Below are 14,363 nucleotides of genomic sequence, written 5' to 3' on the forward strand. Positions count from 1 at the left end.
CGAAATAAATCGGGTACTAGGCTGGCTTCATGTCATAGATTTGTTGCAGCGTATCCAGCTGCAGCCGCTTTTCCTCCGGCGACCCGGCGAATTCATGCCATTCGGCAAGCCTGTATCCGTACATCATGAGCATTCTTTCGTAGATGAAAGGATCGGCAATAGGAGCTGCCCCAGAGCATTCGTTGAATCCGCTGAGATAGGCCGGAACGCAGGTCCGGTAGATCTCGATCATGCGGGGCACATCCGCTTCATCCGCGATCAGGCTGGCGATATCCTCGCCCATGTACCCCCATCCGGCGGTATCCCAGTCGATCAGGACGATGCCGTCATCCGTATGGAATAGGTTCGCCACCCAAAAATCCCGATGGCAGAGCACGACCGGCAGCTGCTCGATGCGGCTGAAAACGGCGTCCGCCTGCTCGTCGAAATCGATCAGCATCTGGCGCAGATGCTTCGGAAGCCCGCATCCATCCGAGCGGATGCGAGCATGCAGCTCCTGCCAGGACCGATAGCGCAAATAGCCGTTTTTCGTGTATTCGACCTGGCTCAAATGGGGCAGATTCCGCAATGCCGCAGGCTGCTCCGCGTATAGCCTGCCCTGGATCCGCCCCCATTCCCGGGCGATCTGCTCCTGCATGTCCGTGGTCAGCTCCATGCCGGAGCGGCCATCGATATATTCCAGCCACAGCTGGATCTCCTCGTCGTTCAGCTCGGCGCGATAACATGCCGGGCGACGGAACGATTTCGGCAAGAGCTTGTCTAGATCGGGCGCCGCGTAGAGATCATATTCCCTACGCCATGAAAGCGGATCGCCGTGACGCTCGAACCTCTTCTGCGTCTTCCAAACGAGCCGATACGGCTCCTTGTTCCCATCGGCTGTTTCCGCGATGCCTGCGGCAAGCTGAACATCGCCTAAAGTCCCGCCATGCAGCTTTTCGAGCCGGCAATCGGCGCGGATGACCTCCTTGCCCAGCATCCGGCTCAACACCTGCGCGAGCCGCTCGGGCTCCATTCCTCTTTTTTCTTCGCGGTCCATTCCTCATCTCCTTTGCGTCTGCGGATGCAGATCGTTCATGACTGCCTCAAACGTACCCGCTCCTGGGCGAGAACTCAAAGGAACGTTCGCCTATACCTATTTTTTATCGCTTTCTGCGCGATTGCCGTCACCAGCCGAGGCGGCTCAGCTGGCCCAGCAGTCCGGCGGCCATGACGGCGGCCATCGCCCATAGCGTCAGCGCGGACAGGCGTGCGAGAGCCGCCATGATCCGAACGCTTCCTTTTCTTCGTCCGACCCACCGTCCGGCTGCGGCCAGCGCGGCGAACCAGAACCAGGAGACGGCGATGCAGACGACGGCGAAGATCGTCTTGTCGGCGCCTTCGTAGGCGAGCGAGCCGGTCCCGATGACGCCGGCCGTGTCCAGCAGCGCATGCGGATTGAGCAGCGACACCGAAGCGGCATAAGCGGCCTGCCTGCGCGCCGGAAGCGCCGCGACGCCTGCTTGCGGCTCGGCGGGAGCCGGACGGCTGTTCCAGATGGAGAAGCCCATGACGATCAGAAAGACGACTCCCGCCGCATAGAGCGCGGCCGCGAGCAGCGGATGGCTCAGCGCCGCGAGGGAGACGCCGAAAACGGCCGCGGCGATCAGCAGCGTGTCGCAGGCGGCGGCCGTCGCGACGGCCGGCCAAGCCCGCAGCAGCCGCGGCTGGGCCGCGCCTTGACTGAACAGGAACAGGTTCTGCGGCCCGAGCGGAAGGATGAGCCCAAAAGCAAGGATGAACGCATGCCAAGCGGCATTCGACATTCGGACAAGCCTCCTCGTGTGCGATAAGATCGGTCTCGTTCAAGTGTAGACGCGCGGCGCGGCGGCGTCTCCAACCAATTGGTTGCTATTGAACCCGACCAATCTGCTATACTGAGGGCTATCAAGCGATGGGGGTGGCAGCGGTGCCGAAGCGCGGAGAAAGGAATCGCAAGGAGGCAGAGCCGCTTTACCGGCAGATCCAGGAGGAGCTGCGGACGAAGATCGTGACGGGCGAATGGCCGCCCGGCACGCGAGTGCCGCCTCAGCGGCAGCTGGCGGAGCTTTACGGCGTCAACCGCAGCACGATCGTCTACGCGCTCGGCGAGCTGGCCGCGGACGGCTGGCTGCGGGCGGAGGTCGGACGCGGCACGACGGTAGCCGCGGATGTCTGGAAGGCAGCCGCCGATTCGCCGCCGCCCGACTGGGGGCGCTACGTGCGGGACGGCCTGCATGCGCCCAATCTGGAGCTGATCCGGCAGATCAACGACGCGGAGCCGGATCCTGCGCTGCTGCGGCTCGGCACGGGCGAGCTCGCGCCCGAGCTGCTGCCCTCGGCCGCCATGCAGCGGCTGCTGGCCGAGCGGCCGGAGGGGCTGCCGCTCGCCTATCCGGAGCCGCGCGGCAGCCTGCGCCTGCGCGAGGCGGTCAGCGCTAGGCTCGAGGCAAGAGGCATCCGTGCCTCGCCGTCGTCGGTGCTGATCGTCTCCGGCGCGCTGCAGGGGCTGCAGCTGATCGCGCTCGGGCTGCTGCGCCAGGGCGCGACGCTGCTGGCGGAGCAGACGAGCTATCTCGGCTCGGTCCAAGTGTTCCGCACGTCCGGCGTCCGGCTGGTCGGAGTGCCGATGGACGGACAGGGCATGCGGGACGACGAGGCGCGCCGCCTGGCCGCCCGCCATCGGGCGTCGATGCTGTACGTCCAGCCCTCCTTTCACAATCCGACCGGCATCGTCATGCCGGAGCGGCGCAGGGAGGGGCTGCTGCAGGCATGCGTCAGGGCCGGCCTGCCGATCATCGAGGACGATGTGTACGGCGACCTGTGGCTTGACGAGCCTCCGCCGGCCGCGCTCAAGGCGAGGGATCGGCAAGGACTCGTCCTCTATCTGGACAGCGTCTCGAAGTCGCTCGGTCCGGGCCTGCGCATCGGCTGGATCGCCGGACCGGAGCCGGTCATCGAACGGCTGGCCGACGTCAAGATGCAGTCCGACTACGGCTCGAGCTCGCTCTCGCAGCATGCTGTGGCCGAGTGGCTGCTCAGCGGGGAGCAGGAGCGGCATCTGGCGTTCCTGAGAGCCGAGCTCAAGGCGCGGCGCGATCTGGCGCTGGCGGCGCTCCGCGAGCATGCAGCCGATCTGGCGGACTGGAGCGTGCCTCAGGGAGGCTTCTACATCTGGCTGGCGCTGCGCCGCCCGCTTCCGATGCCGAAGCTGTTCGATGCGGCGCTGCGCGCCGGCCTGCTGGTCCATCCCGGCGAGATCTACGCCCGCGGCGACCGCCAGCATCTGCGCCTTTCGTTCGCCTATGCGCCGCCGGCCCTCCTGCGCGAAGGCATCCGCGAGCTGGCGGGGCTGATCCGTTCTTTCGATTAGTTAACGAGGTGAATGGATCGTCAGGTTAAACATAAACCGGGTAAATCCTCCGTCCGTCGCAAGAGCCCGCGATGCTTGCGCCGCCGGCTGCAGAAGCACGGCCGAGCCTCGATGCGGTCCGGCTCTGGCGTGTTTCTTCTTTTGTAAGGATTCCGTTCTGCTGGTATAATGAAGGTCGGTTTTCATAGAATGCAGGCGAGACGCGTCGAAGCCTGCCCAGGAGGTACGCACGTGGCCGCTTTGACCCCGATGATGCAGCAATATTTATCCATAAAGGAAGAAGCCAAGGATGCGTTTCTGTTTTTCCGCCTCGGCGACTTCTACGAACTGTTCTTCGACGACGCCGTACTGGCCGCCAAGGAGCTGGAAATTACGCTCACCGGCCGCGCGGGAGGCGGCGAGGACCGCATCCCGATGTGCGGCGTGCCGTACCACTCGGCGGAAGGATACATAGCGAGGCTGATCGAGAAAGGCTACAAGGTGGCGATCTGCGAGCAGGTCGAGGACCCGTCCGTCGCCAAGGGCGTCGTCCGGCGCGAGATCGTGCGGGTCGTCACTCCCGGCACGGTGATGGAGAGCAAGTCGCTCTCCGACAAGGCCAACAACTACATCGTCTCCGTCGCGGCGGAGGCGGGGCAGCTCGCGCTTGCGGCCTGCGACCTGTCGACCGGCGAGCTGTACGCGACGTCGTTCGACGAGGCGTCCGAGCTGCTGCAGGACGAAATCAACGTCTACGGACCGGCGGAGATCGTCGGCGACGCCTCCGTGCTGGAGCGGCTGCGGGCGCAGCCGCCCGCGGCCGGACGGCCGGCGCTCTACACCGAGCGGCTGCCGATGGACGAGGACAAGCTGCGGCAGCTGCTGCCGGACGGCGCGCTGGACGGCCTGCCGCCGGCGCGGCTGCGGGCCGTCTCGCTGCTCGCCGGCTATCTGGCCGAGACGCAGAAGCGCTCGCTCGGGCATCTGCGCCGGGTGCAGGGCTACGAGCCGAGCCAGTATCTCATCCTCGATCCGTTCACCCGGCGCAACCTTGAGCTGACCGAGACGGTGCAGGGCCGCAGCCGCAAGGGCTCGCTGCTCTGGCTGCTCGACCGCACCAAGACGTCGATGGGCGGACGCCTGCTGCGCCGCTGGATCGACAAGCCGCTGCTGTCCGCCGCGGCGGTCGAGGAGCGGCTGGACGCGGTCGCGGCGCTGCATGCCGACCTCATCCAGCGCGAGGACATCCGCGCCGAGCTGGACGGCATCTATGATCTGGAGCGCCTCGTCGGCCGCGTCGCCTACGGCACGGCGGGCGGACGCGATCTGGCCGCGCTGAAGGCGTCGCTGGAGCGCGTGCCCAGCCTGCTGGCGCTGCTGGCCGGCTCCGGCTCGGAGACGCTGCGCCGGCTCGCGGACGGCGTCGACGACTGCGGCGACCTGCGCGAGATGATCGACACGGTGCTCGTGGACGAGCCGCCGGTGTCGACGCGCGAGGGCGGGCTCATCCGCGCCGGCTACGACGACTACCTCGACCAGCTGCGCGAGGCGAGCAGCGGAGGCAAGCGCTGGCTCGCCGACCTGGAGCGGCGCGAGCGCGAGGCGACGGGCATCCGCTCGCTCAAGATCGGCTACAACAAGGTGTTCGGCTACTACCTCGAGGTGTCCAAGGCCAATCTCGGCTCTTTGCCCGAAGGCCGCTACGAGCGCAAGCAGACGCTCGCCAACGCCGAGCGCTTCGTCACGCCGGAGCTGAAGGAGAAGGAGCGGCTCATCCTCGAGGCCGAGGAGAAGATGACCGACCTCGAATACAGCCTGTTCCTGCAGCTGCGCGACCATATTGCCGACCAGCTGCACCGGCTGCAGCGGCTGGCGGACGTCATCGCCCGCGCCGACGTGCTGCAGTCGCTCGCCGCGGTCAGCGCCGAGCGCCGCTACGTGCGGCCGCAGATGGGAGAGGAGTACGACCTGTCGATCGAAGGCGGCCGCCATCCCGTCGTCGAGGCGGTGCTGGACGGCGCGCCGTTCATGGCCAACGGCGCCGAGCTGAGCGAGGACGGCGCGCGCGTGCTGCTCATCACCGGCCCGAACATGGCCGGCAAGAGCACCTACATGCGCCAGACGGCGCTCATCTGCATCATGGCGCAGATCGGCTGCTTCGTGCCGGCGCGCTCGGCGCGGCTGCCGCTGGTCGACCGCATCTTCACCCGCATCGGGGCGGCGGACGATCTGGCCGGCGGACAGAGCACGTTCATGGTCGAGATGCGCGACATCCAGCAGATGACCGACAAGGCGACCCGCCGCAGCCTCGTCATCATCGACGAGCTCGGCCGCGGCACGTCGACGGCGGAGGGGATGAGCATCGCGCAGGCGGTCATCGAGTTCCTGCATGACCGGACCGGCTGCAAGGCGCTCGTCTCGACGCATTTCCACGAGCTGTCGCATCTGGAGCAGTCGCTCCGCTGCCTGCGCAACGCCAGCATGGCGGTCAAGGAAAGCGGCGGCGACGTGACGTTCCTGCGCAGGCTCGTGCCCGGCGCGGCCAGCACGAGCTACGGCATCTACTGCGCGCGGCTTGCCGGCCTGCCGGAGAGCATCATCGGCCGCGCCTACGAGCTGCTCGCCGGACACGAAGCGCCTGCCGCGGCGTCCGCACGCGCCGGCGAGCATGGCCGCGGCGAGGGGCTGGCCGCTCGCGAAGCCGCCGCCGCATACGAGGAGGCGATCGAGACGCAGGCGCGCCCGGACGAGCGGCCGACGGCCGCGGCAGAGCCGATCGCATCGGGCCGGCCGGCCGCGCCGCAGACGGCGGTCCAGCTGTCGATCTTCGGCGAGCCGGAGACGCCGGCTGCCGGCGGAGGCAAGCGCCGCGCAGGCCGCGGCGCCGACGCGGCGGACGAGCTGGCGGAGCGGCTGCGCAAGCTCGATCTGTTCAACCTGACGCCGATGCAGGCGATGCAGTGGCTGAACGAGGAGAAGGGCCGGCTCGGCTGAGCCGGACCGACTCGGTCGGCAGCTGATTTTTCAACCCAGGGAGGTGGGGAACGATGGGCAAGATCCATGTGCTGGACGAGCATCTGGCGAACCAGATCGCCGCGGGCGAGGTCGTCGAACGGCCGGCCTCCGTCGTCAAGGAGCTGGTGGAGAACGCGGTCGACGCCGGCGCGACCTCGATCGACATCACGATCGAGGAGGGCGGGCTGAGCCTCATCCGCGTGCAGGACAACGGCGGCGGCATCGAGCCGGAGGACATGGAGACGGCGTTCCAGCGGCATGCGACGAGCAAGCTGCTGAGCGACCGCGACCTGTTCCGGATCGCGAGCCTCGGCTTCCGTGGCGAGGCGCTGCCGAGCATCGCCGCCGTCGCGCGCGTCGAATGCGTCTCCGCGAGCGGCGACAGCGGACTCGGCCGCCGCATCCGCATGGAAGGCGGCCAGCTGACCGCCGACGAGCATGCCGGCTGCTCGCAGGGGACGGACATGACCGTCCGCGACCTTTTCTTCAACACGCCCGCCCGCCTCAAATATATGAAAAGCATCCAGACCGAGCTCGGCCATATCTCGGACTATATTTACCGCATCGCGCTCGCCCATCCGGGCATCGCCTTCTCGCTGACGCATAACGGCGGCAGCCTGCTCCGCACGTCCGGCACGGGCGACCGGCTGCAGGTGATCGCCGCCGTCTACGGCACCGGCACGGCCAAGGCGATGCTGCCGCTGCGCGGCGAGCATGCCGACTACGAGCTGAACGGGTACATCTCCAAGCCGGAGCTGACCCGGGCGAGCCGCAGCGCGCTGACGACCGTCGTCAACGGCCGGTACATCCGCAGCTTCGCCGTGCAGTCGTCGCTGCTCGCCGCCTACCACACGCTGCTGCCGATCAACCGCTTCCCGGTCGCGGTGCTGGAGATCGGCATGCATCCGGGGCTCGTCGACGTCAACGTGCATCCGTCCAAGATGGAGGTGCGGTTCAGCAAGGAAGCCGAGCTCAAGGCGTTCGTGGAGGAAACGGCGCGCGCCGCGCTCGGCGGAAGGCGCCATATTCCAGGTCCCGAGTCCGGCCGGGGCGAGCGCTCCGGTCCGGTGTACCGGCAGGAGCAGCTGCGCTTCCACCAGCCGGAGCCCGGCTTCGCCGGGATGCCGGCGGCCGATCCGGCCGCCGGCGCCGGCGCCGAGACGGCGGCCGCGAGCGCGCCTGCCGCGGGCAGCGCCCCGCCGCGCACGGACGGCGCGCTCGGCTCCGCGTCCGCTTCGGCGCGCAAAGGCCCGCCGCCGGGCAGCGTCGCCGCCGGACCGTGGCGGGCGCCCGCCGCGCAGCCGCCGGCCGTGCCGCCGGATGCGGCGCAGCGGCTGTACGCGCCCGCTGCCGGCGCCTTCGGCGCGGCCGGCTGGCGCGAGTCCGCCGCCGCCGGCTACGCGGCTTCGCCGGCCGATCCGGCCGGTACGCCTTCGCCGCCGGATGCGGCCGCGTCCAATTCCGCGGCCGCCGCAGCGGACAGCGCTCCGTCGCTCCCCGTCGCCGCCGCCGCTGGCGCGAGCGCGAGTCCGCCGCCGGAGCTCGCGCCCGATCCGGCCGTTCCTGCGGCCGGCGGCGCTCCAGCGGCCGACGCTGCCGGATTCCCGGAGCTGAGCTGGGTCGGCCAGCTGCACGGCACGTACCTGATCGCGCAAAACGAGGAAGGCATGTATCTGATCGACCAGCATGCCGCCCATGAGCGCATCAACTACGAATATTACTACCGCAAGTTCGGCGAGGTGAGCGGCGAAAGCCAGCCGCTGCTGCTGCCGTTCACGCTGGAATATACGAGCGCGGACGCGCTGCAGCTGGTCGAGCGGCTGCCGCTGCTGGCGGAGGCGGGCGTCGAGCTCGAGCCGTTCGGGCCGCAAAGCTTCCTCGTCCGCTCTCATCCCCACTGGTTCCCGAAGGGACGGGAGCAGGAGCTGGTCGAGGAGATGGCCGATTGGGCGCTGCGCGAGAAGCGCGCCGTCGACATCGCCAAGCTGCGCGAGGAAGCGGCGATCCTGTGCTCGTGCAAAGCTTCCATTAAAGCGAACGACCGGCTCAGCCGCGAGGAAGGCGAGACGCTGCTGGCGAGGCTCGCGGCATGCGCGCAGCCGTATACGTGCCCGCACGGCCGGCCGATCCTCGTCCATATCTCGGTCTATCAGCTGGAAAAAATGTTCAAGCGGGTGATGTCATGATCGTAACGACGACGGATCAGCCGTCGGCGGACATGCTGGCGACGGCGGCGCGACTGGCGGAGGAGCTGGGCGCGCGGCTGGAGCCGCGCCGCCGCCGCACGCTCGGCCAGCTTGCCGCCCAGGCGGGCGACCGCGAGCTGCTCGTCGTGACGAGCACGCAGCTGCGCTATTACGGCGGCCCCGAGGAGCCGCCCTTCTATTTTCATCCGAGCATGGCCTATGTGCGGGTCAAAAGGCTGCGCAAGGGCGAGCCGGATCCGCTCGTCGAGCTGGCAGGCGTCCGCCCGGGCGACCGCGTGCTCGATTGCACGGCCGGTCTGGCCGGCGATGCGATCGTGTTCGCCTACGCGGCCGGTCCGGAGGGCGAGGTGACGGCGCTCGAGAGCGAGCCCGTGCTGCATGCGGTCGTCCGCGACGGACTGCGGACGTACGAGACGGAGCTGCCCGACGTGACGGCCGCGCTGCGCCGCATCCGCGCGGTCCGCGCCGATTATGCGGAGCATCTCCGCTCGCTCCCGGACGACAGCTTCGACATCGTCTATTTCGACCCGATGTTCCGCGATCCGGTGCATGAGTCGAGCTCGATCGGCCCGCTGCGCGGCCTCGCCAACCCGGAGCCGCTTCATCCCGACGCCGTCCGCGAGGCGATGCGGGTGGCGAGGCGCGCCGTCGTGCTCAAGGAAACGAACCACAGTCCCGAATTCGGCCGGCTCGGCTTCGTCCGCTGTCCGGGCAATAAGACGTCGGCTGTCGGATATGGAGTGATAACGATTGGCAAGCATGACCCCGCATAAGCCGCCGCTGCTCGTCCTGCTCGGACCGACGGCGGTCGGCAAGACGAAGCTGAGCCTCGAGCTCGCCAAGGCGTACGGAGCGGAAATCATCTCCGGCGATTCCATGCAGGTGTACCGGGGCATGGACATCGGCACCGCGAAGATCAGGCCGGAGGAGATGGAAGGCGTCCCGCATCATCTGATCGACATCCGCGATCCGCGCGAGTCGTATTCGGCCGCGGACTTTCAGGAAGCCTGCTCGCGGCTCATTCCCGAGATCGCCGGGCGCGGCCGGCTGCCGTTCATCGTCGGCGGCACCGGTCTGTACATCGAGTCGGTCTGCTACGGCTACCGGTTCTCGCAGGCGGCGTCCGACGAGAGCTATCGCGCCGAGCTGCAGGCATTCGGGGAGGCGCAGGGCGCGGAGGCGCTGCATGCGCGGCTCGCGGCCGCCGATCCCGAGAGCGCGGCCCGGCTGCATCCGAACGATACGCGCCGCGTCATCCGCGCGCTGGAAATTCTGCATCTGACGGGCGAGACGATGAGCGGCCAGCTCGCCGGACAGAAAAAGGAATCGCCTTACGAACTATGTCTGCTGGGACTGACGATGGATCGGGCCGAGCTGTACCGCCGCATCGAGCGGCGGATCGATCTGATGATGGAGGAGGGGCTCGCGGAGGAGGTCGCCCGGCTGCTCGCCTCCGGCGTGCCGGACGATGCGGTGGCGATGCAGGGGCTCGGCTACAAGGAGCTCGTCCCGTGGCTGCGCGGAGAGCGCTCGAGGGAGGAGGCGGCGGAGCTGCTGAAGCGCGATACGAGGCGCTTCGCCAAGCGGCAGCTGAGCTGGTTCCGCCATATGAAGGACATCGAATGGATCGACGCGGGGGAAAATTTTCACAACAATTTGGAGCGCATCCATGCTATACTAGCAGGAAAGCTAGGCTGCGGTCTTGAATATACCACTAACCAATCTTCTTGTGACGGGGGTAACTCTCAATGAACAAATCCATCAATATTCAAGATACGTTCCTGAACCAGCTGCGCAAGGACAGCATTCCGGTGACGGTTTACTTGACGAACGGCTTCCAGATCCGGGGCGTCATCCGCGCCTTCGACAACTTCACGATCGTCATCGACTCGGACGGACGCCAGCAGATGGTGTACAAGCATGCCATCTCGACGTTCACGCCGCAGCGCAACGTATCGCTGATGCAGCAGGAGACGCCGGGCGCAGGAGCCTGAGCACCCCCGATGAAACCTTTCCCGTCTTTTCCTCGTTAGTTGAATATCGGTCCGAAGAACAACCCGCTCTTCCGGCAGGGTTGTTCTTCTGTTTGCGGGGTATACCTATAACGGGAGAAGCTAGGACCGACCGGAAGGAGTCATGAGCCATATGCCAGAACAGAGAAAAAAAGGGGAAGGCCGCCCGTCCGGGGCCAAATCGGCGAAGGGACGGGGGCGCTCGCGCGCCAGCCGCAAGCGCAAATGGTTTTACGGATTGTTTTTCGCCGGCGCGCTCGGCGTCGTCTGCGCCATCGTCGGCTATCTGCTCGTCATCCTGAACGGCGAGCGCATCCTCGCGGCCAACCGCGACGTGCTGCTGCGCGGAGACGCGTCGGCAATCTATGATTCAAGCAACGGCAAAATCGCGAGCCTCGCCTCCGTCAACTCGCAGGACGCGCAGTTCAGCGAGCTGCCGGAGCTGCTGCGGAACGCGTTCATCGCCACCGAGGACAAGCGGTTCGAGGAGCATTCCGGCATCGACGTCATCGGCATCGGCCGCGCCATCGTCAAGGACATCATCGCGCGCAGCGCGGTCGAAGGCGCCAGCACGATCACGCAGCAGCTGGCGCGCAACCTGTTCCTCAACCAGGACAAGACGTTTTTCCGCAAGGCGACCGAGGCTTCGATCGCCGTCGCGCTGGAGAACCAGCTGAGCAAGGACGAGATTTTGACGATGTACCTCAACCGGATCTACTTCGGCAACGGGGTGTACGGAGTCAAGCTCGCCGCCAAGTATTACTTCAACAGCAGCCTCGAGGACCTCAAGCTGTGGCAGATGGCTACGCTTGCCGCGATCCCCAAGGCGCCGAGCTATTATAATCCGAAGGACGACGCCGAGCGCTCCGCCGGCCGCCGCGCGGTCGTGCTGACGCTCATGAACAATCAAGGCTACATCACTGAGGCCGAGATGGAGCAGGCCAAGGCTGTCGTCTACAAGCCGCTGGACAATTACAGCACCGGCAGCTCGCGCAACAAATTCATGACCTACGTCGACTACGCCGTCAAGGAAGCGGTACAGGTGACGGGCCGCACCGAGGACGAGATCCGCCTCGGCGGCTTCAAGATCTACACGGCGCTCAATGCCACGGCGCAGCAGACGGTGGAGGACGCGTTCGACGACGACAGCAACTTCGAAAAGTCGCCCGACGACCAGAAGCAGCAGGCCGCGATGGTCATCATGGACCATAGCGACGGCTCGATCAAGGCGATGATTGGCGGCCGCGACTACGTCCGCAAAGGCTGGAACCGCGTCACCGTGCCGCGCCAGCCGGGCTCCGCGTTCAAGCCGATCACCGTGTACGGACCCGCCCTCGACACGGGCGACTACACGCCGGACTCGATCCTGCGCGACGACAAGAAATGCTACGGCGACTACTGTCCGACCGATTCCAACCGCGTCAAGTACATCGGTCCGATCACGATGGCGCAGTCGCTCAAGGAGTCGCGCAACGCCTCGGCCGTCTGGCTGCTCAACGAGATCGGCGTCAGCAAGGGCGTCGCGTTCTCCGAGAAGCTCGGCATGCCGCTCGACAAGTCCAAGGACCGCAACCTCAGCATCGCGCTCGGCGGCCTGACGACGGGCGTCTCGCCGCTGCAGATGGCGACCGCCTACAGCGCCTTTGCCAACGACGGGCGCTCGGTCGACGCGCATACGATCGTACGTATCGAGAGCTCGGACGGAGCGACGGTCTATGAGTATGCCGGTCCGAAGCCGAAGCAGCTCATGAAGGAACAGACGGCCGCCTACATGACGCAGATCATGCAGGGAGTCGTCCAGTCTGGAGGCACGGGCGCCGGAGCGGCGATCGACCGCCCGCTCGCCGGCAAGACGGGCACGACCCAGCACGGCATCCCGGGACTGAAGTCCAGCTACAACCGCGACGCCTGGTTCGTCGGCTATACGCCGGAATGGACGGCCGCGGTATGGATGGGCTACGACAAGACCGACAAGGACCATCTGCTCAAGAAAAGCAGCTCCGCGGCTGCGGCGCTGTTCTCCAAAGTGATGCGGAAGGCGATGAAGGACGTTCCGCGCGGCTCCTTCGACAAGGCTCCTGCGCCAACGCCGCAGACGCCGCCTCCGGGCGAGCAGCCCGATCAGGTGCTCGACCTGCAAGGCAGCTACGACGAGAACGCCATGCTCGTCGCGCTGCGCTGGTCGCCGGTCGAGGGCGAGTCGATCAGCTACCGCATCTACCGCAAGGCAGAAGGCGAAGCCGACTATGCCCGCATCCTCGACGCGGCCTCGCCTGGAGTGGCGGACTTGTCCGTCGCGCCTGGCATGAGCTATGAATATTACGTGACCGCGTACGACGATGCCAGCGGACAAGAAGGCGTGCCGTCGGCCAAAATCTTCGTCGAGATCCCGGGCGTCGAGCTGTCTCCGAGCCCGACGCCGAGCGAGCCGCCGATTGCCGAGCCCTCCCCGAGCGAAGAACCGGGCACGGAGCCGAGCGAGCCGGCCGTTCCGACTCCGACGCCGACACCGGGCTCGACGCCGACCCCAATGCCGACTCCGACCGAGCAGGCAGCCACGGACGGCGGAACGCCGCCGACCGAAGGTCCTGCCAGCGGAGACGAGGCCGCCCAAGGCGCCGGCTTCGTCTCGCCTTGATTCGCCAGCCAGCAGCCCATCCCACCAGCAAAGGATGATCCAATCCATGAACCGCATGCTCGCTTCCACATCCGCTCTTCTGCTCGCCGCCGCCCTCGTGCTGGGCGGCTGCGGCGCCAAGTCCGACGGCAACGCGACCGGAGGAGCCGGAGGCTCCTCGAACACGGAGCCGCCAGCCACCGCCAGCCCGGCCAGCTCGCCGGAGCCGTCGGCCGAGCCGGCCAAGCAATGGGACAAGGCTCCCGCCATGGCCATCGATCCGGACAAGACGTACAAAGCCGTCGTCAAGACGACGGAGGGCGAGTTCACGATCCGCTTGTTCGCCAAGGACGCTCCGCAGACCGTCAACAACTTCGTCTTCCTCGCCAAAGAGGGCTTCTACGAGGGCGTCGTGTTCCACCGCATCATCCAGGAATTCATGGTCCAGACCGGAGATCCGACAGGCACAGGCGCCGGCGGTCCCGGCTACGCGATTCCCGATGAGCTGAACAACGGCCACTCGTACGACAAGTACGTCGTCGCCATGGCCAACGCCGGTCCGAACACGGGCGGCAGCCAGTTCTTCATCGGCACCGGCGACAGCGTGCGCGGCCTCGACGCCCAGCCGAACTACGCGATTTTCGGCGAGGTCGAGAGCGGCCAGGACGTCGTGGACAAGATCGCGGCGACGCCGGTCGAGGTCGACCCGAACAGCGGCGAGACCAGCAAGCCGACGACGGTCGTCAAAATGGAGTCCATCGACATCCAGGAAAGCTGATCCGTTCCTCGCGTCTGTGACGAATCTCCCCCGAACGGGTGAACCTTTTGTGAATTTCCTCATATGCTGAACCATAGCAGAAGGGGGAGTTCCTCATGGACAAGCGAATGACGATGGCGGCCATGCTTCAAGGCTATGCGTGGGCGCTGGCCGCGACAGGAGCCGTGCTTTGCCTCTTTTTCCTCACTCCGTTCAACGACCGCAACCTGCCGCTCATGCTCGGGATGGGCTGCCTGGTCGCCTCGCCCGTCGTCATGATCGCGGCAAGCATGTTTCCACTCTCGGAAGAAATCGCGGAGGATGGGCAAGATAAGACAATTCGTTGAACAACGTATTACGGAATTCGCACAAAAATAAGACGGATTCG

General features: G+C 66.6%; 11 protein-coding genes. 9 read left to right on the forward strand and 2 right to left on the reverse strand.

The window, feature by feature from the left end; translation table 11 throughout:
• Window positions 1-16 precede the first annotated feature (16 nt).
• Together NYE40_RS11565 and NYE40_RS11570 are read right to left on the reverse strand one after the other, a co-directional pair.
• Window positions 17-1,036 (reverse strand): aminoglycoside phosphotransferase family protein, encoded by a 1,020-nt coding sequence (locus NYE40_RS11565; protein WP_101809102.1) that lies wholly within the window; start codon window positions 1,034-1,036, stop codon window positions 17-19.
• 127 nt (window positions 1,037-1,163) lie between these two features.
• Window positions 1,164-1,802 carry a LysE family transporter gene (locus tag NYE40_RS11570; RefSeq protein ID WP_028598367.1) on the reverse strand — a complete coding sequence of 213 codons (639 nt, stop codon included), beginning with the start codon at window positions 1,800-1,802 and terminating at the stop codon, window positions 1,164-1,166.
• Between the two features lie 128 nt (window positions 1,803-1,930).
• Between NYE40_RS11570 and NYE40_RS11575 the strand changes: the two genes are divergently transcribed.
• The 9 genes from NYE40_RS11575 to NYE40_RS11615 all read left to right on the forward strand — a co-directional run bounded on the left by NYE40_RS11575 (window position 1,931) and on the right by NYE40_RS11615 (window position 14,322).
• A complete protein-coding gene (locus NYE40_RS11575) occupies window positions 1,931-3,388 on the forward strand; it encodes a PLP-dependent aminotransferase family protein (RefSeq protein WP_052333108.1) in 1,458 nt (485 codons plus the stop codon).
• A gap of 231 nt (window positions 3,389-3,619) precedes the next feature.
• Window positions 3,620-6,361, forward strand: coding sequence for a DNA mismatch repair protein MutS (mutS, locus tag NYE40_RS11580; RefSeq protein ID WP_028598365.1), 2,742 nt, complete (start codon window positions 3,620-3,622; stop codon window positions 6,359-6,361).
• A 53-nt stretch (window positions 6,362-6,414) separates the two neighbouring features.
• Entirely contained in the window at window positions 6,415-8,568 is a 2,154-nt protein-coding gene (gene mutL, locus NYE40_RS11585; protein WP_339279956.1) for a DNA mismatch repair endonuclease MutL, read from the forward strand.
• Window positions 8,565-9,362: a class I SAM-dependent methyltransferase gene (locus NYE40_RS11590; protein WP_339279957.1), complete on the forward strand. Its 798-nt coding sequence runs from the start codon at window positions 8,565-8,567 to the stop codon at window positions 9,360-9,362. The genes mutL and NYE40_RS11590 overlap by 4 nt, the downstream gene beginning before the upstream one ends.
• Complete coding sequence (gene miaA, locus NYE40_RS11595; protein WP_028598362.1) at window positions 9,349-10,341, forward strand: tRNA (adenosine(37)-N6)-dimethylallyltransferase MiaA; 993 nt, start codon at window positions 9,349-9,351, stop codon at window positions 10,339-10,341. Before NYE40_RS11590 ends, miaA begins: the two co-directional genes overlap by 14 nt.
• Window positions 10,338-10,583 (forward strand): RNA chaperone Hfq, encoded by a 246-nt coding sequence (gene hfq / locus NYE40_RS11600; protein WP_028598361.1) that lies wholly within the window; start codon window positions 10,338-10,340, stop codon window positions 10,581-10,583. Before miaA ends, hfq begins: the two co-directional genes overlap by 4 nt.
• 151 nt (window positions 10,584-10,734) lie before the next feature.
• Window positions 10,735-13,239 (forward strand): PBP1A family penicillin-binding protein, encoded by a 2,505-nt coding sequence (locus NYE40_RS11605; RefSeq protein ID WP_180968499.1) that lies wholly within the window; start codon window positions 10,735-10,737, stop codon window positions 13,237-13,239.
• Window positions 13,240-13,285: 46 nt separating this feature from the next.
• Window positions 13,286-13,996, forward strand: coding sequence for a peptidylprolyl isomerase (locus tag NYE40_RS11610; RefSeq protein WP_028598360.1), 711 nt, complete (start codon window positions 13,286-13,288; stop codon window positions 13,994-13,996).
• Window positions 13,997-14,091: 95 nt separating this feature from the next.
• Window positions 14,092-14,322: a hypothetical protein gene (locus tag NYE40_RS11615; RefSeq protein WP_043111152.1), complete on the forward strand. Its 231-nt coding sequence runs from the start codon at window positions 14,092-14,094 to the stop codon at window positions 14,320-14,322.
• Window positions 14,323-14,363 lie beyond the last annotated feature (41 nt).

This window comes from Paenibacillus sp. FSL W8-1187, from assembly GCF_037965485.1.
GTDB classification, from domain to species: Bacteria; Bacillota; Bacilli; order Paenibacillales; family Paenibacillaceae; genus Paenibacillus_O; species Paenibacillus_O pasadenensis.

Coding starts and splice junctions, on each gene's coding strand:
- NYE40_RS11605 (WP_180968499.1), top strand. CDS start 10,735: ATGCCAGAACAGAGAAAAAAAGGGGAAGGCCGCCCGTCCGGGGCCAAA.
- NYE40_RS11610 (WP_028598360.1), top strand. CDS start 13,286: ATGAACCGCATGCTCGCTTCCACATCCGCTCTTCTGCTCGCCGCCGCC.
- NYE40_RS11565 (WP_101809102.1), bottom strand. CDS start 1,036: ATGGACCGCGAAGAAAAAAGAGGAATGGAGCCCGAGCGGCTCGCGCAG.
- miaA (WP_028598362.1), top strand. CDS start 9,349: ATGACCCCGCATAAGCCGCCGCTGCTCGTCCTGCTCGGACCGACGGCG.
- mutL (WP_339279956.1), top strand. CDS start 6,415: ATGGGCAAGATCCATGTGCTGGACGAGCATCTGGCGAACCAGATCGCC.
- NYE40_RS11570 (WP_028598367.1), bottom strand. CDS start 1,802: ATGTCGAATGCCGCTTGGCATGCGTTCATCCTTGCTTTTGGGCTCATC.
- NYE40_RS11590 (WP_339279957.1), top strand. CDS start 8,565: ATGATCGTAACGACGACGGATCAGCCGTCGGCGGACATGCTGGCGACG.
- NYE40_RS11575 (WP_052333108.1), top strand. CDS start 1,931: ATGGGGGTGGCAGCGGTGCCGAAGCGCGGAGAAAGGAATCGCAAGGAG.
- NYE40_RS11615 (WP_043111152.1), top strand. CDS start 14,092: ATGGACAAGCGAATGACGATGGCGGCCATGCTTCAAGGCTATGCGTGG.
- hfq (WP_028598361.1), top strand. CDS start 10,338: ATGAACAAATCCATCAATATTCAAGATACGTTCCTGAACCAGCTGCGC.